This is a genomic window from Rhizobium acidisoli (assembly GCF_002531755.2).
GTDB lineage: Bacteria > Pseudomonadota > Alphaproteobacteria > Rhizobiales > Rhizobiaceae > Rhizobium > Rhizobium acidisoli.
In genome coordinates, this window is record NZ_CP035001.1 from 403,962 (window position 1) to 424,550 (window position 20,589).

24 protein-coding genes and 1 pseudogene are annotated in these 20,589 nt (G+C 59.2%); 16 read left to right on the top strand and 9 right to left on the bottom strand.

The features are described 5' to 3' along the window. Window positions 1-615: 615 nt before the first annotated feature. Entirely contained in the window at window positions 616-1,257 is a 642-nt protein-coding gene (locus CO657_RS30960; protein WP_425375999.1) for a transposase, read from the bottom strand. Window positions 1,258-1,409: 152 nt separating this feature from the next. Between CO657_RS30960 and CO657_RS36965 the strand changes: the two genes are divergently transcribed. Continuing rightward, the gene (locus CO657_RS36965; protein ID WP_156339819.1) at window positions 1,410-1,565 is read left to right on the top strand and encodes a hypothetical protein; all 156 of its coding nucleotides are present in this window, start codon (window positions 1,410-1,412) and stop codon (window positions 1,563-1,565) included. Window positions 1,566-1,726: 161 nt separating this feature from the next. On the opposite strand, the gene CO657_RS30965 is transcribed toward CO657_RS36965, so the two are convergent. After that, a complete protein-coding gene (locus CO657_RS30965) occupies window positions 1,727-2,200 on the bottom strand; it encodes an ATP-dependent DNA ligase (RefSeq protein ID WP_280950524.1) in 474 nt (157 codons plus the stop codon). A 112-nt stretch (window positions 2,201-2,312) separates the two neighbouring features. Between CO657_RS30965 and CO657_RS30970 the strand changes: the two genes are divergently transcribed. Further along, complete coding sequence (locus CO657_RS30970; RefSeq protein WP_054186328.1) at window positions 2,313-2,618, top strand: hypothetical protein; 306 nt, start codon at window positions 2,313-2,315, stop codon at window positions 2,616-2,618. Window positions 2,619-3,011: 393 nt separating this feature from the next. On the opposite strand, the pseudogene CO657_RS37780 reads toward CO657_RS30970, so the two are convergent. Then, a pseudogene (locus CO657_RS37780) lies at window positions 3,012-3,389 on the bottom strand (hypothetical protein). Here CO657_RS37780 and CO657_RS30980 point away from each other — a divergent pair. The 12 genes from CO657_RS30980 (at window position 3,294) to CO657_RS31035 (ending at window position 14,160) form a co-directional block, all read left to right on the top strand. Beyond that, a complete protein-coding gene (locus tag CO657_RS30980) occupies window positions 3,294-3,593 on the top strand; it encodes a response regulator (protein WP_054186329.1) in 300 nt (99 codons plus the stop codon). The pseudogene CO657_RS37780 and the gene CO657_RS30980 overlap by 96 nt on opposite strands. A 425-nt stretch (window positions 3,594-4,018) precedes the next feature. Then, a complete protein-coding gene (locus tag CO657_RS30985) occupies window positions 4,019-4,675 on the top strand; it encodes a response regulator transcription factor (RefSeq protein ID WP_054186330.1) in 657 nt (218 codons plus the stop codon). Next, complete coding sequence (locus CO657_RS30990) at window positions 4,672-6,048, top strand: sensor histidine kinase (protein ID WP_054186331.1); 1,377 nt, start codon at window positions 4,672-4,674, stop codon at window positions 6,046-6,048. The genes CO657_RS30985 and CO657_RS30990 overlap by 4 nt, the downstream gene beginning before the upstream one ends. A 114-nt stretch (window positions 6,049-6,162) precedes the next feature. After that, the gene (locus CO657_RS30995) at window positions 6,163-6,846 is read left to right on the top strand and encodes an MtnX-like HAD-IB family phosphatase (protein ID WP_054186332.1); all 684 of its coding nucleotides are present in this window, start codon (window positions 6,163-6,165) and stop codon (window positions 6,844-6,846) included. Window positions 6,847-6,865: 19 nt separating this feature from the next. Continuing rightward, window positions 6,866-8,287, top strand: a complete 1,422-nt coding sequence (locus tag CO657_RS31000) for an aspartate aminotransferase family protein (RefSeq protein WP_128715637.1) — start codon at window positions 6,866-6,868, stop codon at window positions 8,285-8,287. 4 nt (window positions 8,288-8,291) lie between these two features. Next, window positions 8,292-9,245, top strand: coding sequence for an arginase family protein (locus CO657_RS31005; protein ID WP_054186388.1), 954 nt, complete (start codon window positions 8,292-8,294; stop codon window positions 9,243-9,245). Then, a complete protein-coding gene (locus CO657_RS31010) occupies window positions 9,242-9,595 on the top strand; it encodes a DMT family transporter (protein ID WP_054186389.1) in 354 nt (117 codons plus the stop codon). Before CO657_RS31005 ends, CO657_RS31010 begins: the two co-directional genes overlap by 4 nt. Continuing rightward, window positions 9,592-10,464, top strand: coding sequence for a fatty acid desaturase family protein (locus tag CO657_RS31015; RefSeq protein ID WP_054186005.1), 873 nt, complete (start codon window positions 9,592-9,594; stop codon window positions 10,462-10,464). Before CO657_RS31010 ends, CO657_RS31015 begins: the two co-directional genes overlap by 4 nt. After that, window positions 10,454-11,269 carry an alpha/beta hydrolase gene (locus CO657_RS31020; RefSeq protein WP_054186004.1) on the top strand — a complete coding sequence of 272 codons (816 nt, stop codon included), beginning with the start codon at window positions 10,454-10,456 and terminating at the stop codon, window positions 11,267-11,269. The genes CO657_RS31015 and CO657_RS31020 overlap by 11 nt, the downstream gene beginning before the upstream one ends. Beyond that, the gene (locus tag CO657_RS31025) at window positions 11,250-12,395 is read left to right on the top strand and encodes a GNAT family N-acetyltransferase (RefSeq protein ID WP_054186003.1); all 1,146 of its coding nucleotides are present in this window, start codon (window positions 11,250-11,252) and stop codon (window positions 12,393-12,395) included. The genes CO657_RS31020 and CO657_RS31025 overlap by 20 nt, the downstream gene beginning before the upstream one ends. Then, window positions 12,395-12,823, top strand: a complete 429-nt coding sequence (locus CO657_RS31030; protein ID WP_054186002.1) for an EamA family transporter — start codon at window positions 12,395-12,397, stop codon at window positions 12,821-12,823. Before CO657_RS31025 ends, CO657_RS31030 begins: the two co-directional genes overlap by 1 nt. Continuing rightward, on the top strand, window positions 12,823-14,160 hold the full coding sequence (locus CO657_RS31035) for an SAM-dependent methyltransferase (RefSeq protein ID WP_054186007.1): 1,338 nt from the start codon (window positions 12,823-12,825) through the stop codon (window positions 14,158-14,160). The genes CO657_RS31030 and CO657_RS31035 overlap by 1 nt, the downstream gene beginning before the upstream one ends. Here the strand turns inward: CO657_RS31035 and CO657_RS31040 are convergent. The 4 genes from CO657_RS31040 to CO657_RS31055 all read right to left on the bottom strand — a co-directional run bounded on the left by CO657_RS31040 (window position 14,101) and on the right by CO657_RS31055 (window position 16,683). Next, window positions 14,101-14,925: a MipA/OmpV family protein gene (locus CO657_RS31040; protein WP_054186001.1), complete on the bottom strand. Its 825-nt coding sequence runs from the start codon at window positions 14,923-14,925 to the stop codon at window positions 14,101-14,103. The genes CO657_RS31035 and CO657_RS31040 overlap by 60 nt on opposite strands. A 185-nt stretch (window positions 14,926-15,110) precedes the next feature. Then, window positions 15,111-15,644: a tyrosine-protein phosphatase gene (locus tag CO657_RS31045; protein ID WP_245293078.1), complete on the bottom strand. Its 534-nt coding sequence runs from the start codon at window positions 15,642-15,644 to the stop codon at window positions 15,111-15,113. A 56-nt stretch (window positions 15,645-15,700) separates the two neighbouring features. Next, window positions 15,701-15,931, bottom strand: coding sequence for a hypothetical protein (locus CO657_RS31050; RefSeq protein WP_054185999.1), 231 nt, complete (start codon window positions 15,929-15,931; stop codon window positions 15,701-15,703). After that, complete coding sequence (locus tag CO657_RS31055; protein ID WP_054185998.1) at window positions 15,928-16,683, bottom strand: COG4280 domain-containing protein; 756 nt, start codon at window positions 16,681-16,683, stop codon at window positions 15,928-15,930. Before CO657_RS31055 ends, CO657_RS31050 begins: the two co-directional genes overlap by 4 nt. 75 nt (window positions 16,684-16,758) lie before the next feature. Between CO657_RS31055 and CO657_RS31060 the strand changes: the two genes are divergently transcribed. Continuing rightward, entirely contained in the window at window positions 16,759-17,679 is a 921-nt protein-coding gene (locus tag CO657_RS31060; protein WP_054185997.1) for a MurR/RpiR family transcriptional regulator, read from the top strand. 227 nt (window positions 17,680-17,906) lie between these two features. Here the strand turns inward: CO657_RS31060 and CO657_RS31065 are convergent, their stop codons facing one another. Both CO657_RS31065 and CO657_RS31070 read right to left on the bottom strand, forming a co-directional pair. Next, window positions 17,907-19,229: an ATP-binding protein gene (locus CO657_RS31065; RefSeq protein ID WP_097609987.1), complete on the bottom strand. Its 1,323-nt coding sequence runs from the start codon at window positions 19,227-19,229 to the stop codon at window positions 17,907-17,909. Continuing rightward, complete coding sequence (locus CO657_RS31070) at window positions 19,226-19,882, bottom strand: response regulator (protein ID WP_054185996.1); 657 nt, start codon at window positions 19,880-19,882, stop codon at window positions 19,226-19,228. The genes CO657_RS31065 and CO657_RS31070 overlap by 4 nt, the downstream gene beginning before the upstream one ends. 134 nt (window positions 19,883-20,016) lie before the next feature. Between CO657_RS31070 and CO657_RS31075 the strand changes: the two genes are divergently transcribed. Further along, complete coding sequence (locus CO657_RS31075) at window positions 20,017-20,589, top strand: hypothetical protein (RefSeq protein ID WP_037146823.1); 573 nt, start codon at window positions 20,017-20,019, stop codon at window positions 20,587-20,589.

Sequence of the window (20,589 nt, forward strand, 5' to 3'; positions counted from 1 at the left end):
GGTAGTCATTTCGCACAACTCGGCTCAAGCCTCTAGGTTGGCATTCGACTTTCGAGGGCGATGGTGACGAATTATCAAAGCATACCCGATTTCGACCGGCCGACTTCGCTTCATAGCGCGCATTGTCGGCTTTCGAATAAAGGATGTCAAAAGAACTGTCCCTCTCGTTTCGAAGGGCCGCGCCAATCCATACGGTCCGAACGCGCCCGCTGTGGATAAACAGGCCGCCGCTCGATCCCGAACCCGGACCTTTTCACAAATTTCATGCAACGTGAGCTCGGCAGTCAGCCCACCTGCTTCTCGATGATAAAGCCGAAGCTTGGCATCATTGGATCTTGCAATACGATGGGCAATGGCCACCCCAATGCCCGTACCACCTGTCTCTCGGTTCCAGGATCTTTGTCGAGGCGGGTCACCTGCTGATTACGCGCTGCCTGCACGGAGGATGGCGAAGGATCGGCTGCACCATTGGCGATCGGTATATGCCAACGACATCGGCCCCGTGACGGCAAAGGCGGCGCTATCCAACATGTTCATCTTTGATCCGCGATGAGCCGGACACTGTCATGGCACCGAAGCGCCAAGACCAGTTATTGCTTACTTCGCCAAAGTTGGTCAACCTTGGCCGGATGCTGCGGTCAATGCGTCCGCGACGACCCCCGGCGTGCCGACTTCCATTCCCAGGAGCTCGCGTCGACCATCGCTGTTGACGCCGACGGCGATGATAACAGCAACGGAAACGATGCGGCCGCCGCGCCGGACTTTGAGGTAGGTCGCATCCACCCTTACATACGGCCACTCGCCTTCAATTGGCCTGTCGAGGAACGCTTTGACCTTGACGTCGATCTCTTCGCATAGACGGCTCACCTGGCTTTTGGAGATGCCAGACATGCCCATGGCCTTGACCAAGTCGTCGACAGAGCGTGTTGATATCCCTTGAATATACGCTTCCTGGATAACCCCGTCAGGGCCTTTCCCGCCATCCGACGCGGTTCGAAAGCTCGGGAAGTAGCTGCCCTTGCGCAGCTTCGGAATGCGAAGCTCGACGGTTCCGGCGCGCGTCTCCCAATCGCGGTCACGGTAGCCATTGCGTTGAGCGAGCCGCATCGGGTTCTTCTCACCGAAGTCAGCACCCGTGGCCGAGCCGACTTCCAACTCCATCAGCCGCTCGGCGGCAAAGCCAATCATCTCACGCAATAAATCTGCATCCGCGCTCTTCTCAACGAGGGAGCGCACGTTCATCATGTCATTGGTCATCGGTGGTCTTTCCGTCAGGTTGGTCTTGAACAACCTTCGCCCAGAACGTGAACACCATGGCAACAAGCCTGAGGAGCGAGAGATCCAAATCGGCGATGCTGGTATCACCTGATTTTCTCGACCGACTGGCCCGTCTCCCCATGCACTCCGCCATGACCAGAAAGCCATGGAGCGACGATCTTCCGGACAGTCGCCGGACGCTCATGGAAGTGCTGGACGCCAACACCAATCGCGGCGCGTTTGCCGAATTCGCCGACAGCTGGAAGGGCATGCTAAAGCCGGGCTACCCGACCGACCTCGTTATATAGGATCGCAACCTCGAGAAAATCGAGGCGGATGAAATCGCGGACTTGAAAACCGCGGCACAATCTGTGGGGGGCAAATCACATATGCTGCAAGAAAAGACGGAAAGGATTGGCACCAGCCCCTCGAGGAGGTGGCGCCGGAGACAAGATCAATCCCGATAAGATCATGGCCGTCGAAATAGAGGAGATCGAATGCCATCAGCACCGCTTCGCGAGACGCGTTCTTTCCGCCCCGACCGCCTAGCGACTGTTGAAGCAAAGTCCGACCGGCCCTGCTCGTTGAATACGACCGCTTCGCCATCCAGTATCGCCGTCGATACGGGAAGCCGTCTTGCCTCGGCGGCGATAGCAGCAAACCGTTCGGTCCAGTCATGGCCGCCGCGGGTCAGGATGCGGACGCCCGACGATTCGATGTGGACGGCCAGGCGATAGCCATCCCATCTCACCTCGTATGTCCATTGCGGGCCTTTCGGCGGCCGCGACTTCAGCAGCGCCAGGCATGGATCAATGCCCGCCGGCATGGGATCAAGGGTGAGCTGAGGCTGCGCCGGATCGCGCTTCTTGCGCGGCCGACTGCGGATCGGCGCCTCGGCATGACCGAGCAGCGGCTTCGAACGTGAGCGAGGCGGCTTTGTCATCCCGGAAGTTCAGCGGCAATGGCTCATAAAGCAATTCACCCAGATTGACTATTGACTTGGCCAAGCCATCTTTGACGATGTCACGTCCCTACCGTCGGATCTGCTGTAGAATATGCCCATTCGATACCAACCCCTCTACACATGGCGCGGCACGAAGATCGATGAGAACGACGATCCGACGGATCTCGACTGGCTGGGCTATGACGGTGAAATCATCATCGGGAGGATCCGAATGGAGAGCGGCGGTCCAAAGAATGGCCAGTGGCGATGGAGCGGCCTCGGCCCGCATGTCCGTCAACGGCTGACGCCGCAGCAAGGTTTCGAAGCCGAACCGCGGAAGGCTATCCGAAAGGTTGAGGAATATTACCACATGCTGATGCGGAACAACGGAGCGCGAGGAAGCAAGGATGATCGCTGAATTAATCGTGCGCGCCACCACGGTTGCCCGACAGCGACTCTGTGACTGCAACTACTGCCAACCAGACGAATGCAACAAAAGATGGCGTTTTATAGATTAGGGGGCCGCCCAGCGCACAGGAGATTTTAAATGCTTGGGGTTAGCAAATGATAGCTGAGCGGCCCATCGAGCAGTATCAAATATTGAATGGCGGCTGCTGGTCGACACAGACGGAGAATAAGACTTTCCGCTCTCTCGAAAAAGCAATCGAATACGCCGGAAAGCATGCGGATGAACTGAGCGCTCTTGAGGTTTTCATCCACAACGGCGGGCAACGAGAAGAAATTATCTGTGGCGCAGAACTCAGGTCGTTGATTACTCGGGTCTGCCACCACTAAAGCTGAAGGCATCGCGTCAGTTGATCTTCAGCCAGTGCCGAAGCCATGCCACGGCCCCATCGCTGGCGTAAGCCACCATCCCGCCGATCGTGAGGCCGGCGAAAGCGATCAAACTTGAGATCCATAGCCGATAGCTTTCATGCGCTGCCACTCTTCAGTCGGCTGCACGTACTCGTAGTTCATCTGCACCGTTTCCTTGATGCTTTCAGTTCATCGCGAACCTGGGCGTCCACGCCGGCATTTATCACCAGGGCCTTATCGAGAAGATTGATCTGCGCCCCTGCTCGTCGAGGCGCCGATGGATCACCGCGCGGCTTTCATGGGCATTCGCCTTCTCGTCGCTTACATCCTTTCGGAGCCTAGAAGCGTGGCGGGACGTTACGATCGTGTTCAAAGACGCGACCTGCCGGGATCTATGAACGGGTTGAAGCTAGCGGCCGCGATCCGCGACCGTTGGGCGCCGATCCAGATCATCATCACCTCGGGACATTTCCGCCTAGGCGACCGCGACATTCCGGTGAGAACCGTGTTTTTTCCGAAGCAATACGATCACCAACAGGTCGTGGCGGCTTTGCACGGGATTTCGGGGAGCATGTGAGACGCTTTGAGAGGGGCGGATCCGCCAGACAGGATCGGCTCCTGTGGATCACAAGCCGACTGCGGAATGTCGTTTGACATCGCGGTGACCGCCTCGCATTTTCAACTTACCTCCGCGAGCGCCGGATAGAACGTACCAATTTAACGGCGAGGCCATTTGTCCTATCTGGAAAACGGTCATCGCCACAGCGGTGGTGCACCGGCTGCTCTGATGGGACCTCCGCTCCGTCGTGGCAACCAACCGAAAGATTGGATGATTCGAGATACGACGGAGATGGCGAACCGCGCCTATGTCGGCCAACGCGGTTCGGACATCTCCCAGGTGAAATTGTCGTCCATCTAATCGTTTCTGGGGAGGCTCGCCACAACTCTGCTTCAAATCGGAGTCCACATTCGCTCATTTGCCTGCGTCAGGACGGATCGAACGTGCGCATTCTGCTTGTGGAAGACGACAGTATTCTCGGCTCGTCACTAAAAAGGGCACTGGAGAAGCACGCCTACGGCGTCGACTGGATGCGAGACGGCGAGTCGGGGCTCGAGGCGGCCGAGCAGTTGCTTTTTGCAGCCGTCATCCTCGATATCAACCTGCCGCTGCTTAGCGGAATCGAGGTTCTTAAAGGCGTGAGACGCAAAGGCAACACCGTGCCCATCTTGCTTTTGACGGCGCTCGACAACGTCCGGCGCAAGGTCGAAGGTCTCGACGAGGGAGCGGACGACTACCTGGTCAAACCGTTCGATCTCGACGAATTGCTTGCCCGCCTGCGCGCGCTAATCCGACGACGCGACGGCCGGACTGAAAGCCTGCTTCGGTGCGGCGATGTCGAAATGGATCCGTCTGCAATGGTCGCGCGGAAAGGCAATATACAGGTACACACAACGGCAAAGGAGTTTCACCTGCTCAAGCTCCTGATGGAGCGCAGCGGTCGCTACGTGACGAAGAACGATATCGAATACGCGCTTTACGATGCCTATAGCAGCGTTGAAAGCAATACCATCGAGGTAACCATCTACAATCTGCGCAAAAAGCTAGGCACCGAATTCATCAAATCGATCCGCGGCATCGGCTACATGATCGAACGATGAGCCCGTCAACCCTTACGCGCAAGCTCTTCCTGAGGATTGCCCCCGTGGTCGTGGTGACAATCCTGGTGATCGGCGCCTTCGCCTTCAACAGCGCCACGCGCGAGATCAACAATATCTACGACGCGCAGCTCATCAACGATGCGAACGTCTTGTGGGGACTGTTGCACAACCGGTTGCGCCACTCGCCGGAGCGCACGCCCCAACAGATCGATGACATCGATTTCAGCATGGACAATCAGCTCGCTTTCAACGAGGACGCGGACGACTATGCCGATGCGCATATGTTCCGCGCCTGGGTGGACGGGAAGATCATGTTCTACTCCAGCACCGCATTTCTCTCCGACGTGCCGTACCAGAAGGCGGGCTTCACCGACCTTTCTTACCGCGGCGAGAACTGGCGGGTCTATTCGTTGCCGATCCCGGCTTCAGGCATCGTCATGGAAGTCGGTGAAAAGACGTCCCTACGATACACTCTCGTTTCCAACATCCTTCTGAACCTGGTCTTTCCGCTGCTCGTACTGGTGCCGGTGATCGGCTTTCTGATTTGGCTCGGGATCAACAATGGCCTGCGGACCATCCACGGGCTTGTGCATCAGATCCGCACCCGTTCGCCGGACGATCTCTCAGCGATTGCCGTGGAGGGCCTGCCCAGGGACCTCCTGCCTCTCGGCCGGTCGATCAACCAGCTTCTCGAAAAGCTCGGCCGGTCGCTGACCCTTGAGCGGCGTTTTTCCGATCTGGCGGCCCACCAGCTGCGCACGCCGCAGGCAAGCGTCAAGCTGCTGCTGCAGATGCTTGCAAGCACCGATGACCAGCAGGAGCAGAAGGCGATCATCTCGGATCTGGTGACCAGCAACAACAGAGCCACCCATCTCATCGAGCAGTTGCTACGCCTTGCCAGGGTCAGCCACCATCCGCTCAATCCAATGCCGGTTCCGCTGTATCACATGATCGCGTCGACCGTGGCGGACTTTGGCAACATCATCAATAGCCGCAATCTCGACGTCTCGCTGGAAGGGCCGGAATCAGCCGAGATCAGGACGGATGAATCACTGCTGCAGATGATGGTCAGCAACCTCCTAGACAATGCGATCAAATATACGCCTGTCGGCGGCATCATTGAGGTCATCCTCTCCTCTCAAGGGGAGTTCTGGCTGGTATCGATCAGCGATAGCGGACCGGGCATAGCCCCCGTGGACCGGGAGGCCGTGTTCAAGCGGTTCTATCGCCTGGACACGCTCCATGCCGAGGGTGCCGGCCTTGGGCTTGCGATCGTCGCCGATACCGCCGAACGACTTTCTGTGTCGATCGCGCTTTCGACACCTCCCTGGGGTAACGGCCTGCGGGTTGAATTGCGCCTGCCCAGAGACTGAGGCGCTGCTACCGGCGTCCGTTCATTTTTCATTTTCGCATCATTTTGCCCTCAGGCTTGCCTCATCGACTCTCGGTAGACACAGCCGCGGATCAAGTCGAAGGGCGGCCATTGGATGCAAATATTTTCCGATTTTGACGGCACGATTTCCATTCAGGATGTGACGGATATCGTCCTGTCCTGCTTTGCCGATTCCGAGTGGGAAGAGATCGAGCAGGAATGGAAGGACGGTCGTATCGGCTCAGCCGAGTGCATGCGCCGCCAGATCGCCCTCATCCGGGCAAACCGGCCCGAGCTCGACGCACTCCTCGACACCGTGGCAATCGATCCAGGCTTCGTGGCCTTCCGTGATTACTGCCGCGAAAACGGCCTGCCGATCACCGTCGTCAGCGACGGCGTCGATTACTTCATTCGCCACGTGCTGGCGCTGAACGGCATCAGGGATCTGCCCGTCATCGCCAATATCCTGACCCATCGGGTCGTCGATGGTCACCACACCTATGCGCTTGCACCTTCGCCGGCGACAGCCGGCTGTTCGGCAGGCTCGGGCGTGTGCAAATGCAAGGTCATCGGCGGCATCGAGCGGCAGATCTATATCGGCGATGGACGCAGCGATTTCTGCGTCTCCGGCCGGGCCGGCCTCGTCTTCGCCAAGGGCAAGCTCGCCGATTACTGCAGCGACCAGGGCATTTCCTACATCGGCTTCGACGATTTCACCGACTTGATCCCAAAGATGCAAGCCGCCCTCCCCGGCATTGCGCGGGCCCCCCGCGCAATGCTCCAATCTTCAATCGCATAACCAGACCGAGAGGTTCACCATGAACATTGTCAACGCCGACACCTTCAAGGAAAATACGGCGCTCACCGAAAAGTCGGAAGCCGAGCTGCGGTTTCTGGAGGAGACCTATTGCTCGCATGGCGATACGGTCCACTACGCGGTGGAACCGAAATTCTTCGAAGAATGCGAAGGCTCCTACGTCTATGACGCAAAGGGGACCGCGTTTCTCGATCTGCAGATGTGGTATTCCGCCGTCAATTTCGGCTATCGCAACGAAAGGCTGAATGCCGCCGTCCATCGGCAGCTCGACCGGCTGCCGCAAGTCGCCTCGCAATATCTGCATCGCGAGAAGGTTGAGCTTGCGACGATGATCGCGCAGGATGCCGAGCGCAAGTTCGGCCGCAAGGGGCGCGTTCATTTCAATGTCGGCGGATCCCAGGCAATCGAGGATTCGCTGAAGCTGGTGCGGAACTATACCGGCGGCAAAAGCCTGATGTTCGCCTTCGAAGGCGGCTATCACGGCCGCACGCTGGGCGCCTCCGCGATCACGTCAAGCTATCGCTATCGCCGCCGCTTCGGCCATTTCGGCGAAAGGGCGCAATTCGTCGAGTTTCCTTACCATTTCCGCGGCCCGAAGGGCATGACGAAGGAGGAATACGGCGAGCATTGCGTCCGCAAGTTCGCTCGCCTCTTTGAAAGCGAATATAACGGCGTCTGGGATCCCAAGGTCGGCAGTGCCGAATATGCGGCCTTTTATATCGAGCCCATCCAGGGCACCGGCGGCTACGTCATTCCACCGAAGAACTTCTTCACCGAACTCAAGAAGGTCCTGGATCAGCACGGCATCCTGCTTGTCGTCGACGAGATCCAGATGGGCGTCTACCGGACCGGAAAACTCTGGTCGATCGAGCATTTCGGCGTCTCGCCCGACGTTCTCGTATTCGGCAAGGCGATCACCAATGGGCTTAACCCGCTCTCGGGTGTCTGGGCCAGGGAGGAAATGATCAATCCGACCGTCTTCCCGCCTGGCTCCACCCATTCCACCTTCGCCAGCAATCCGATGGGAACGGCCGTTGCGCTCGAAACCATGAAGATGCTGGAAGAGGAGGATTTTGGCGCGGCGATCATGGCCAAAGGCGCCTATTTCCTCGATGGCCTGAAGCAGCTTCAGAAGCGCCATGCGATCGTCGGTGACGTCGACGGGCTCGGATTGGCGCTGAGATGCGAAATCTGCAAGGAAGACGGTTTCACGCCCGACAAGGCGACGATGGACTGGCTTTGCGACGAAGGCATGAAGGGCGACCTCCAGGTCGGGCACAAGGTCTATGGCCTCGTTCTCGATGTCGGCGGCTACCACAAAAACGTCATCACCCTGGCGCCGAACCTGCTGATCTCACACAAAGAGATCGATCTGGCGCTGACGCTGCTCGACCAGCTCTTCACGCGCGCGGCCCTGAGGTAGCACGGTGCAGCTTCTCCTCCTTCATCTCGACGATGCTTTGGAGTTGCAGCCTGATTTCGTGCGCGCCTGCACGCTTGCAGGCGCGTACCACCATGTCGACAAGCGGGGCGGCAGTGCAATCAGATTGTGGGGCAAGCAGAAGATGCTCTCCGACCTTGGCCGGGATATCTCCCGGTCACTGCCCTCTCGAGGCAGGGGTCCGCAGCTTGCCTTCATGGGCTCGGGCGATTTCCACCATGTGACCGCTCTGCTTCTCGACACGGCCCTCGAACGGCGGCCGGTTTCGACCACCCTCGTTCATTTCGACAATCACCCGGACTGGGTGAACTTCGAGGGCGGCATGCATTGCGGCTCGTGGATCAACAGCGCCCTGTCGAACCCCAAGATAGACAAGGTCGTCACGGTCGGCGTCTGCAGCGGCGATCTGCGCAACCCCGAACGCAAGGGAGCCAATCTGCGCTGGCTGAGGGAAGGCAAGCTGGAGCTTTACCCTTACGAGCATCCGCCAAGCCGTGTCTCTGCCGAATACGGCAGCGGCGCCAGCTACCGGCAGGACGGGCGCGCCCTGTACTGGAATTCCATCTCCGCGATCGGCGAGGACAATTTCATCGACCGGATCCTCAGCCGTATCGGCACCGAAGCAGTTTATGTCACGGTCGACAAGGACGTGCTGGCCGCCGATGACGCCGTGACCAACTGGGATCAGGGGCGCATGCGGCTGCCCTATCTGATGGCGCTGATCAGCGAGATCGGCAGCCGCCATCGCATCATCGGCGCCGATGTCATCGGCGACTATTCGGTGCCGAGCTATGCTGGCGGCTTCACGACCCGGCTCCTGAAGCAGGCGGAAATCTTCATCGATCAGCCGCGGCTTCGGCAGGCGGCGGACGCCGTGCGCAACATCAACAGCGCCGCAAATCACGCGTTGCTGGAAGTCCTGGCGGAAGCAATGGAATGACTGGCGGCCTCACCTTGCCGACGTTCGGCCTGATCCTGTTCTGCGTGGTCGCGGAAACCGCCCGCGAGGTTTGCTTCAAGCAGGCGGCCAGCGACAGCGCCGTTCTGGCAACCCTGGCCAAGCCGCTGACCTGGCTCGGCATCGCCTTCTGGGCGATCGAGCTGCTTGCCTGGGCGGCCGTGCTCGCCCGCGTGCCGCTGACCACCGCCTTTCCGCTGATGGCGCTCAGCTACGTCGGGACCGTGGTCGCCGGCGCGGTCGTCTTCAAAGAAAAGATCAACCTTCGCCACGCGACGGGCGTGTTTCTCATTACCGCCGGCGTGGCCTGTGTGGGAGCAACCGGACTATGAAAATCTTTGCTCATACCAGATGGGATGTCGCCCCCGTGCTTGCGGCCTTTGCCCATCTCGCCTTTGACGTCTACCTGATCGTCGGTTTCGAAAGCCGGCCGCTCTGGATCTCCGCGATCCTGGGCTGCCTCTATGCCGTATCGATATCCTGGAACATCAACAGCATCTCGCACAATTTCATCCACACGCCGTATTTCAAGCCGCGCTGGATGAATTACGGCTTCAGCCTGCTGGAGTCAGTGGCGATCGGTTTTTCTCAGACCTATTACCATTGGGTGCATATGCGCCATCACTCCGGCAACAGCGACCGGCCGGATGAAAACGGCGGTACGATCGATCTACTGTCGATCTACCGCTACGGCCGAAACGGCGAGCCGGAGAATGTCTGGTCCTACACGCTGAAGAGCTTCTTCCGCGACAGTCTCGGCGATATTCACAAAGGCATCGCCAAGAACCGTCCTTTCGATGCCGCATGGGGCCGTTTCGAACTGCTTGCTTTCCTCGGCCTAGCGGCAATCGCGCTGATCTACGATTGGAAGGCCGTGCTGTTTTTCGTGCCGTTTTACTATGCCGGCAACTGCCTGTCGTCGCTCAACGGCTATTATGAACACCTGCATGGCGATCCGGACGAACCGATTGCCTGGGGCGTGAGCAGCCACAAGCCGTTCTACAACTGGCTTTGGTTCGGCAATGGTTACCATGCGGAACATCATTACCGGCCACGCACCCACTGGACGAAGCTTGCGGCACTGCACGAACAGATCAGGGAGGAACAGGAAAAGGCCGGCACGCATGTGATCAGCACCTGCCATGCCCTCGGCTTCATGGCTCCGGAAAACCGCGAGATGGAGCTTCGGCATGAGGTCTGAGCAGTTGAGCTTCTTCCTGCCAGGAACCAATGGCAAAGGTGTGCTGCTGATCCACGGCCTGACGGGCGCCCCAGCCGAAATGAAGCTCGTGGCGCGCCGGGTCAATCGGCGCGGCTACAGCGTTCACGCGCCGTTGCTGGCCGGTCATGGCGAAGACGTCAAGACGCTGCGTCGCACGCAGTGGGAAGACTGGCTGGCAAGCGTCGTGCGGGGATCGGAATTCCTGGCAGAGCGCACGCAGACGGTTTTTGCCGCCGGCATTTGTGTCGGCGGCAAGCTGTCGTTGCTGGCTGCCAAGCACCGGCCGGACCTGATCAAGGCTGTCGCGATCTACTCGCCCTGCTTCCACTACGACGGTTGGGACGTTCCGCGACACTATACGATGCTGTCGCCGCATATCGGCTGGCTATCGCGGGTACCTTTTCTCGACCGCCTCAACTTCAGCGAAAACCAATCGCTCGGCATCAAGGACGAGCGGATGCGGCGCATGGTCGAAGGCATGGCGGGCGAAGGCATGCTCGAGAAATTCCCCGGCCGCGGCATCGTCGAGATGTATCGATTGGGCAAGGCACTGCGCGGAGCCCTGCCGCAGATCCAGACACCGACGCTGATCCTCCACGCCGAAGAGGACGATCTCAGCAACCCCCGGCATGCGCTTTACATATCCGATCACATCGGCGGTCCGCATGAACTCAGGTGGATCAAGGACAGCTACCACATGATCCATCTCGACCGCCAGCATCGACAGGTCGCGGAATTCACCGCCAATTTCTTTGAGGCAGGCCATGCTGAAGCTCGCCTATAGACAGTTTGTTGCCGAAGGTGGCGGGCCGGTTGCACAGGTCTACGACACGATCCGCGCCATCGGCCGCGAAGCCTGGAACGCCTGCTATCGCGGTCATGTCGAAGATTATGATTGCCTGCTCGCGATCGAAGACGCCGGCATCGGCGAATTCGACTGGCGCTACATTGCGATCGTCGAGAACGGAAGGATCAGCGCCGCCATGCCGGCGTTCCTCTGCCCCTATCCGCTGGACACGACACTGGAAGAGGGCTTGCCGCGCCGGCTGATCCGCCGCGTGCGACGACACGTTTCAGGTTTCCTAGTGCTGCGGCTTGCCTGCCTCGGCTCGCCGTGCACCGAAAACGGCGTCATAGGCTTTCATGCCGAGGTGCCCGAGGCACGTCGTGAGGCACTGCTCGGCGACCTGCTCGACGCCTTCGAAAGTCTTGCGGCTCGGGAAGCCTGCGCGCTGATGGGGGTTAAGGATATTCCCGCGCCGGTCGCGCTGGAGTTCGGCACCCTGTTTTCAGAACGGCGCTATGCGACAATCGGCGGCCTGCCATCCGCCTGGCTCGATATCGATTTTCGGACGATTGACCAATATATGGCCAAGCTGTCTGCGGGCACGCGCAAGGACATGCGGCGCAAGATGAAGTCCTTCGACGCCGTCAGGGTCGAGATCAGAACGGATGTGGGTGACGTGCTGCCGCGTATCATGTCGCTCTACCACGACACCCGCGATCGCAGCGAATGGCAGTTCGAAGAGCTGACGCCGGCATATTTTGAAGGGATACTCACCCATATGCGCGGCCGTTCGTTCTGCGTCCTCTATTTTGTCGAGGACGAGCTGCTGGCTGCCAATCTCATCTTTCATGATGATCGCGTCGCGATCGACAAGTTCTTCTGCATGGACGGCGAGCGAGGACGGCCCTACAACCTTTATTTCCTCAGCTGGTTCACCAATCTGCGCTATTGCCTCGATCGCGGCCTTTCCCATTATCAGAGCGGCCAGGCCTATTATGAAAACAAGGTCCGGCTCGGCAGCCAGCTTACGACAAACACCATGTTCTTCCGCCACCGCAATCGGCTGCTGCAGGCGCTGTTGCGGCTGGTCTCCCCGCTCTTTTCGCAGGATGAGGCCAAGTAATGACGTCCATGCGCCTGACATGGCTCGCCGTGCCCGTCCTCAACACGCTTTTCCAGATCTTCACCAAGCTTGGCGCGACGCAGCTCGGCAATGCCGAGGGGACGACCTGGCTTAAGGATGCGCTGAGCTCGCACTGGATCCTGGCAGCCGTCGTGGTCGAGATCGTCTGCTTCTTCATCTGGATGACGGTGCTCGCCGAACTCGACCTCAGCAAGGCCTTTCCGCTTTCCGGCATCAGCTACGTCCTGATCATTGCCACCGGCTGGTTTGCTTTTGGCGAACCGATCGTCAGCCTTCAGATCGTCGGCAGCGCTCTGATCCTCGCCGGTGTCTGGCTGATCGCCGGCGCATCCGAAAAAACGGGCTCCGTCAGTGACAACGATGTTGGACCGATCCTGCCGCACGCCCATGTCAGCAAGGATCGATGATGCAGCCAACACAAAATTTCATCCTCGGTAATGCGAAGGGCGCTGCATCGGCGTTCAGCAATCGGGTTCTGGAGCGTGCGCTCGCGCGCATCGTCACCCGCGGCTGCCTCAACGTCACAACATCCAATGGGCAGCAGCTCTCCTTCGGCGACGGGTCCGGAGAGCAGATACATGTCAGCTTTGCCGATCTTGCAGCGCAATGGGCATTTCTCATCGATGCCGATCTGCGGCTCGGCGAACTCTATATGGATCGCCGCTTTCTCATCGAACGGGGCTCGCTCCACGACTTCCTGGCGATGATGCTGCGTGAGGCGCAGAACGCCAAGCATCCGCTCGTCGCCAGGGTGGTCGATCGCGCCCGCACCTGGCTGCGCATCTTCCGCCATCGCAATTTTCCGGCGCGCTCCAAAGCCAATGTCGCCCACCATTACGATCTCGATGGCCGGCTCTACGAACTCTTCCTCGACGGGGACCGGCAATATTCCTGCGCCTATTTCGAGAGCCCCGACCAATCGCTCGATGCGGCGCAACACGCCAAGAAGCGGCATCTCGCCGCGAAATTGCAGCTTGGGCCCGGCAAGAGCGTGCTCGATATCGGTTGCGGCTGGGGTGGGCTCGCCCTGCACATGGCGAGGCATGTGCAGGGCGGGCATGTGCTCGGCATCACCCTGTCTGAGGAGCAGCATGGCTACGCCCAGAAGCGGCTTGCCGAACACGAGCGGGTGGAGGCAGGCACCCAGTTTGTCCTGCAGGATTATCGCAGCCTGAGCGGACGGTTCGACCGGATCGTGTCGGTCGGCATGTTCGAGCATGTCGGCCTCGCATCCTACCGCGCCTTCTTCGAGAAATGTGCGGACCTGCTGGAAAATGACGGCATCATGGTTCTGCACACGATCGGCTGTTCGGCGACGCCCGGCTTCACCACGCCTTGGCTCGACAAATATATCTTTCCCGGCGGCTATATTCCCGCGCTCTCGGAAATCCTGCCCGAAATTGAAAAGGCCGGTCTTGCGGTTGCCGATATCGAGGTCCTGCGCCTGCACTATGCCTGGACGCTGGCACATTGGCGAAAGCGCTTCCTGGCCCGCTGGCAGGAGGCTGCCGCACTTTACGACGAACGCTTCTGCCGCATGTGGGAATTCTACCTTGCCAGCGCCGAAGCCGCATTCCGTTACGAAGATCTGGTGGTTTTTCAGATCCAGCTAAGCAAGCGCAACGACGTCATTCCCGTGACGCGAGACTATATCGCCCAGCATGAAACAGCGGCGGCGCAAAGTTCAAAAGCCGATCTGGAAGGAACGGCTGAGCGTGATACCGATCACGTTCTGGTCGGCTGAGCCAAGCCTTGAGGTGATCGGGCTATCGGCGGCATCGCCCACCAGGCGGTTATATTTGTCGTAGACCTGCACGCTCCAGACCGGTGAAAGCGTATAGGTGGCGGCCACCGTGAAACCGATGGATTTGAGACCGCCATTCGCGTCGAACGCCTCGACGCGACCACTCTTGGCAGCTTCCTCGGCGGACACCGCGAAATTGTTGCGCATATAGGGGCCGTTTGCCAGAGACATGCGCGGACCGGCAGACAGCAGCCAGCGATCGCCGACCGGCTGGAACCAATCGAAATAGAGATCGGCAAGCAAACCGTCGCCGCCCCACAGCGCCTGACGCGTTTCCGCCCGCACACGCAGGTGATCCTCTATCGGCCAAAATTGCGCAAAGACACCGGCGTCCAAGTTCCACTGGACCGAATGCAGACCCTGCAGTTCGGATTCGTCGAATGCCGACCGCCCTCCTCTCAGGCTGACGACAGGGCCGATATCGACACCACCGATATCGAACATCCCGTAGTCGATATTATCGTCCGGCGCGCCGTATTCGGGCGCTTCGCCGAGACGACGAAAATCGAAAGACGGCATACCGCTGAAGGAAAGGTGCTTCGATCCTTCATAGGAAGGACCGTATTCGACGGATCCGCCAAGGGTTATGATCCACTGGTTATCGGAGGATTTTGCATCCTGGCTCAAGGCCGAACGAGACCCCAGGAGTAGTAGCAGCAACGATACCGCCGCCGCCCGGAATAATGCCGTGTTCGATGAGGCCATAAACGCCCTACTCCGTACCTCAAAGCCAGCGAACGATCCACTTTCTGAGGCGGCGCCGCTGCAATCTTTTAAAGCAAATTTCCCTTCTATGCCAACTGCCTTAGGGGCATCCAGAGCATGCGGCGTCGCACTATTTCTTTCCCGCGGAGACGCAAATACTAGCAGGCTGCGCGACGTATCAAGCCTCACTGCAGTGAGCGGCGCGCGAAACCCAGCCAGGGTTCAAGTTGCTCAAAGCTCACGTCCATCGGGTAAGCCGCACTGAGATAGGGCAGCGAAATATGACCATATCGAAGCGATATCTGGCTTTCGGCTGCGGCTTCTCCGGCCTTGGCGATGGCGGCCAGATAGAGCGCGCTGGCAAGGCCGCTGCGGTCCGCGCCGGCCTGACAGTGGATCAGGAGAGGCTTTTCGGCGTTTATCATGAGGGCGATAAGTTGTTCGGCTCTCTCCTGTGTCACGATTGATCCGGCGGACATCCGGAAGTCGTAGTGCGTAATGCCGAGACCGCTGCTCGCCGCAACCTCCTCGTCGTACCAGGGTTTACCGATATTTTGGCCGCGCAGATTGATGATCGACCGGATGCCGTACTCTTTGACATAGTTTGAGAGGGCAGCGGCTGTCGGCTGTGCCGAGCGATAAACTTCTCCCGAGACAACCGTATTGAAGTTGCCGCTTAGGATAAGCCAGCCGACATAGCAGGCGATCATGGCAGCCATTGCGATCACACTCCCTCCGCCATAGCAGAGGATTGCCTTCAAAGTTTTTGACGGTTTCATTGGTCTTTTTGTCGCTTCATGCGCCGCGTATTCCGCACCGTTGCGGCAACGATGATGAGCAAGCAGCCGGCTAACATGGTGAAGCCCAGCAGCAGATGCATTGAACTGGGAGTGGAATAGATACCGATTGCAATGCTCAGCACGAGTACCAGTACCGCCAGTGTCAACCAAACATCGGCGACAAACATGCTAAAGATTTCTTTGAACACATCCGCGATGACGGTCATTGGAGCAGTTCCTCAGCTTCGGATCTCAGGACGCGGGACATGGCGAGCCCGGTCATCAGGAACAATGCTGCAAAAACAAAAAGCATCAGGTCCTGCCCCGGCCATTCGATGCCCAGACCTTCACCGGTCCAGAAGACTCCGAAGCTCGACAGCATGATGGCCACTGAAAACTTTAGCATGTTTTCTGGGACTCGTGAGAGCGGCTTGTGGACGATGACGCCGACTAGCAATACCAGCAGGCAGGCGGCCAGCGCCCCAAGCGAGGCCGCCCAGGTGAGGCCTCGGCCGGAACCGACGGCGATCACGATGAAGATCACTTCCAGACCTTCGAGCAGCACGCCTTTGAAGGCTGTCATGCCGGCCAGTAAGTTAAGCGACGTCTGGTGGCGTGCGATCGCATCCGACAAATATGCCTGCTCGGCGCGGAAGGCCGCGATCTCGTCATGCAGCGGAATGATCCCCGCCGATCTCAGGATGGCTTTGCGCAGCCATCCCATGCCGAACAACAGCAACAGGACCCCAATTACGAGCTGCAGCGAACGCAGCGGAATGTTATCGAGGAGGGGGCCAAGGGCAAGGACCACTATAGCCAGCACCGCGAGTGCCGCCACCGTACCGGCGACAGCAGGGCGCCATCCTCGGAGCGTGCCTACCGCCAGAATGATTGTAAATGCCTCGGCCACTTCAACAATCGACGCCATGAAGGCTGCCCCAATGGCCGGCGCGGCGATGGCCCAGGATAAACTCTGCATGCTCTCTTTCCGATTGTTGTGGTGACAACACTGGAGAATAATGGTGTAGTATGTATAACAGGTCAAGGAGATCAAATGAACCAGGCGTCTTCTTTCGCCGAGTTGGTGGCATCCCGTAGCCCCAACCTCAGCCGCACCGAACATCGTGTGGCGCGATATTTCGCAGAAAACCTGCATCAGATTTTGGTGCACACAGCGATCGAGCTCGCCAATGCTATTGGGACCAGCGACGCCTCGATCATCCGTACCGCCAGAGCCCTCGGGTTCGAGGGTTTGGACGGAATGCGCCGGGCGATCGCCGACGAATTCAGCGCCCAACTGACGTTGCCTGAACGGTTGTCACGGACGATCCTGAAGAATGCCGGAGATCTCGAGCAGGCCCTGGAAAAGACACTCACAGCCCAGGCAGAGGCGATTTCCACGCTGCGATCCACCCTCGATGCCCAAAGCTTTCGCGCCATCGTCCATGCGCTAACCGGCGCCCGCGAAATCGTTGTGTTCGGGGTTGGTCCCACATCGGCTATGACCCAATACTTCTGCACCCAACTCGGCAGACTCGGCCTGAGCGGACGGGCGTTAACCTCCACCGGCCTATCTCTGGCGGACGAACTTCTGCCGCTGCGTGCCGGCGACGTCGTGTTCATCATGGCCTACAGCCGGGTATACCGGGAACTGTCCGTCCTGCTCAACCATGCCCAGGCTCTTGGCTTGCAGACCGTCCTCGTGACGGACAGTCTCGAAAGGGAACTGGCGGGGCGTGTGACCCGGGTCGTGACAGTCCCGCGCGGCCGGGCCGATGATTTCAGCCTACACAGCGCGACGCTGGCCTTCCTTGAAACCCTGCTCGTCGGACTGGCGACACTAATGCCTGAAAAGACTGTTGCCAGCCTCGACCAACTCAACCGGCTCCGCGCGGACCTAGCTGGACAGGCGATGACTCTCCCGCTTACCCAATCCGTCACATCAGACCCGAGACACGGGGACACTTCTCCGTGACCGATACTCAATGTCGACATGCTTGATACCATCGAGGAAATCCCGAATTTCTCCAGAGCTACATTACCGCCACCTGCTGTCGCCCAGCAAACCCGCCCTGCATAACGGCATCGTTACCCAAGGCCAGGCTCAACGAGAGAGAGTTGCGCGACGGCCGGCTGGCGATCTATTCCTCGGCCAAGCGTCGTTACCTTCGATCTGGTTGGACAAAGAGCTAGCGGATGCAGTTATTCAGGCAGATCGATAATGACAGATGCTATAAGCCCAGGCCGCTCCTCGCGAGGAGCGAGCGTGACGCGCGCCCCTTGTCGTTCGGCTGCCGCTTTCGCGATGGCAAGCCCTAAACCGCTTCCCTCGCTGTCCTGAGGCCCTGCCCGGAAGAACCGTTCAAAGACGCGCGGCAAGTCTTCCTCCGCGATGCCGGGACCGGTGTCGCGGATTTCGATTCGAATTTCTTGCCCGCCAGTCAGCACCGCGACGTCGACGATTCCGCTCGCAGGCGTGTATCGAACGGCGTTCTCGATGAGGTTTTCAAGAATGATTTCGAAGTCGGCCAGCGCTCCGATGGTGAAAGCCTTGTCCTGGCGTGTGATGCCCAGGTCAATCCCCCGGCTCTCGGCAAGGGGGGTGAGGCGCGCAACCGTGTCGAGCGCGAGCTGGACAAGGTCGATCGCCTGCGACGTGGGCGCGGTCTCATGGGCGTCGTAGCGCGCCAGCCGCAAGAGCTTGTTCACGAGGCGGGTGGCCCTGCCGATTCCGGCGTCGAGCTCAGCTAAACCCTGAGAAAAACGGCCGTCGCGGTCGTCGTGCCGAAGGTTGTCGATTTGAATTTGAAGCGCCGAGAGCGGTGTGCGCAGTTCATGGGCCGCATCCGAGATGAACCGCCGCTGTCTCTCCAGCAATGCGCGTAGCCGGGCGAGCAGCAGATTGATCGAACTTACGAACGGAACGACTTCAGCTGGCACGTCATCGATCGGAACAGGGCTGTCCACGGTTGTGTCCCGGGAGGCGACCGCGACGGCCAGGCGATTGAGCCGGGCCATGATCCGATCGATAATCCAGCTCAGCGTCAGCAATGATAGCGGAATCAGAACGATAATAGGAAGCGCCGCCTGGAGCGCCGCATTCGCCGCCAGTTCCTCCCGGACGCTCATATCCTGGGAGACCTGAACAGTTCGATCCGGCGCGGCCAGCGTGTAGACCCGCCAATAGTTGCTGACGGTCGAAATGTCGACAAACCCGGTCGCTGGTTGGCGGGGAATACCAACGGCGGGATGCGATTGTCGCAACGGCTTGCCCGCCGCATCCCAGGCCTGGATGACGAAGTCGTCTTCGGGATCGTGCGGCGCGCCGCTATCTGGGCCTGTTTCTGGCGATGAACGCGCATCACCGACATAGAGCGCGATCTGCCGTAGCTGATTGTCGAGGAAGTCGGATGCCTCGTTCCTGACGAGGAAGTACGATGTTGTCGCCGCGCAGACGCCGATGGTCGCCATTAACCCGGCAAGCCATATGAAGGCCGTGCGTCGGATCGAAATCGTGCCTTTCACTTGGGAACCATCCAGCCGGCCCCGCGGACGTTGCGTATGATGTCCTTGTCGAACTTGCGCCGCACGTAATGGATGAGCACGTCGACAGCGTTGCTTTCCACCTCTTCACCCCAACCATAGAGCCTTTCCTCGAGCTGGCTGCGCGATAGAATGGTGCCGGGACGTTCCAATAGTGCCTGAATCAAGACAAACTCGCGCGCTGGCAACACTTCGCCGCACCCACGATATTTCACCTCATGGCTCGACAGATCGAGCTCGATTTCGCTCGTGCAGAGGATCGAAACCGCCTGACCTCCATGTCGGCGCAGTACGGCACGCATGCGCGCCAGCAGTTCTTTGACCTCGAACGGCTTCACCAGGTAGTCATCGGCCCCGAGGTCGAGCCCCGTGACGCGATCGTCGAGTTCGTCACGGGCGGTGATCACCAGGATTGGTCTCCTGTCGCCGGCCATCCGGAGCGAACGCAGGATTTCCAGGCCCGAGCGGCCGGGCAAACCGAGGTCGAGCAACGCAAGACCATGGCCGCCGACGGCGACGGCTTCGCCCCCGAGGTGCCCGTCACGCACCCAATCTGCCGACATGCCGGCATCGTCGAGGGCTTGCACGAGAGCCCGGCCAAGCATGACATCATCTTCGATCACAAGAACACGCATGTTTCAAGATAACCTAAACCGATTTCTCCTGCACAGATTCTGATGCAGCCGACTGCATTCCGGCTGATCATCTAAGACCCTTCTAATTCTGCTGGCGTCATATGCCTTCTCAGGTTTGCAGAGGAGCGCCGATCATGACTGTCCGCTATCGAATATCCGCCGCATTGGGTGTGCTGCTCATGGTATCATCCGGCGCATTTGCTCCCGCTGTGGCGCAGAAGAAACTCGTTGCGCCTGAGACGAACCCGCCGGGGGACATTCCGGACAACCAAGTCTTCGTTACCTACAACTCTCCCGACGGATTTGATCTGAAGGTGCCGGAGGGATGGTCGCGGTCCGCGATCGACCATGGCGTTCGGTTCTTCGATAAATACGATGAGATAGTTGCTACCGTTGGCATCGCGAATGCAGCGCCAACGGCTTCTTCAGCAAGGGCCCACGAGATCCCAGACCTCAAGACGGCCGAGCACGCTGTCAAAGTCACGGCGGTCAAGGATGTAAGGCTCGCAGCGGGAGCGGGTGTCCGCATCAGCTATGTGTCGAGCTCGGCGCCTAATTCGGTCACGAGCAAACAGATCAGGCTCGAGCACGAGCGCTTCATCCTGTTCAAGAATGGCAAGGCGGTCACGCTTGATCTTGCCGCTCCGGCCGGTGCCGACAACGTCGACCAATGGCAACTGATCTCCAATTCCTTGCAGTGGAGGTGA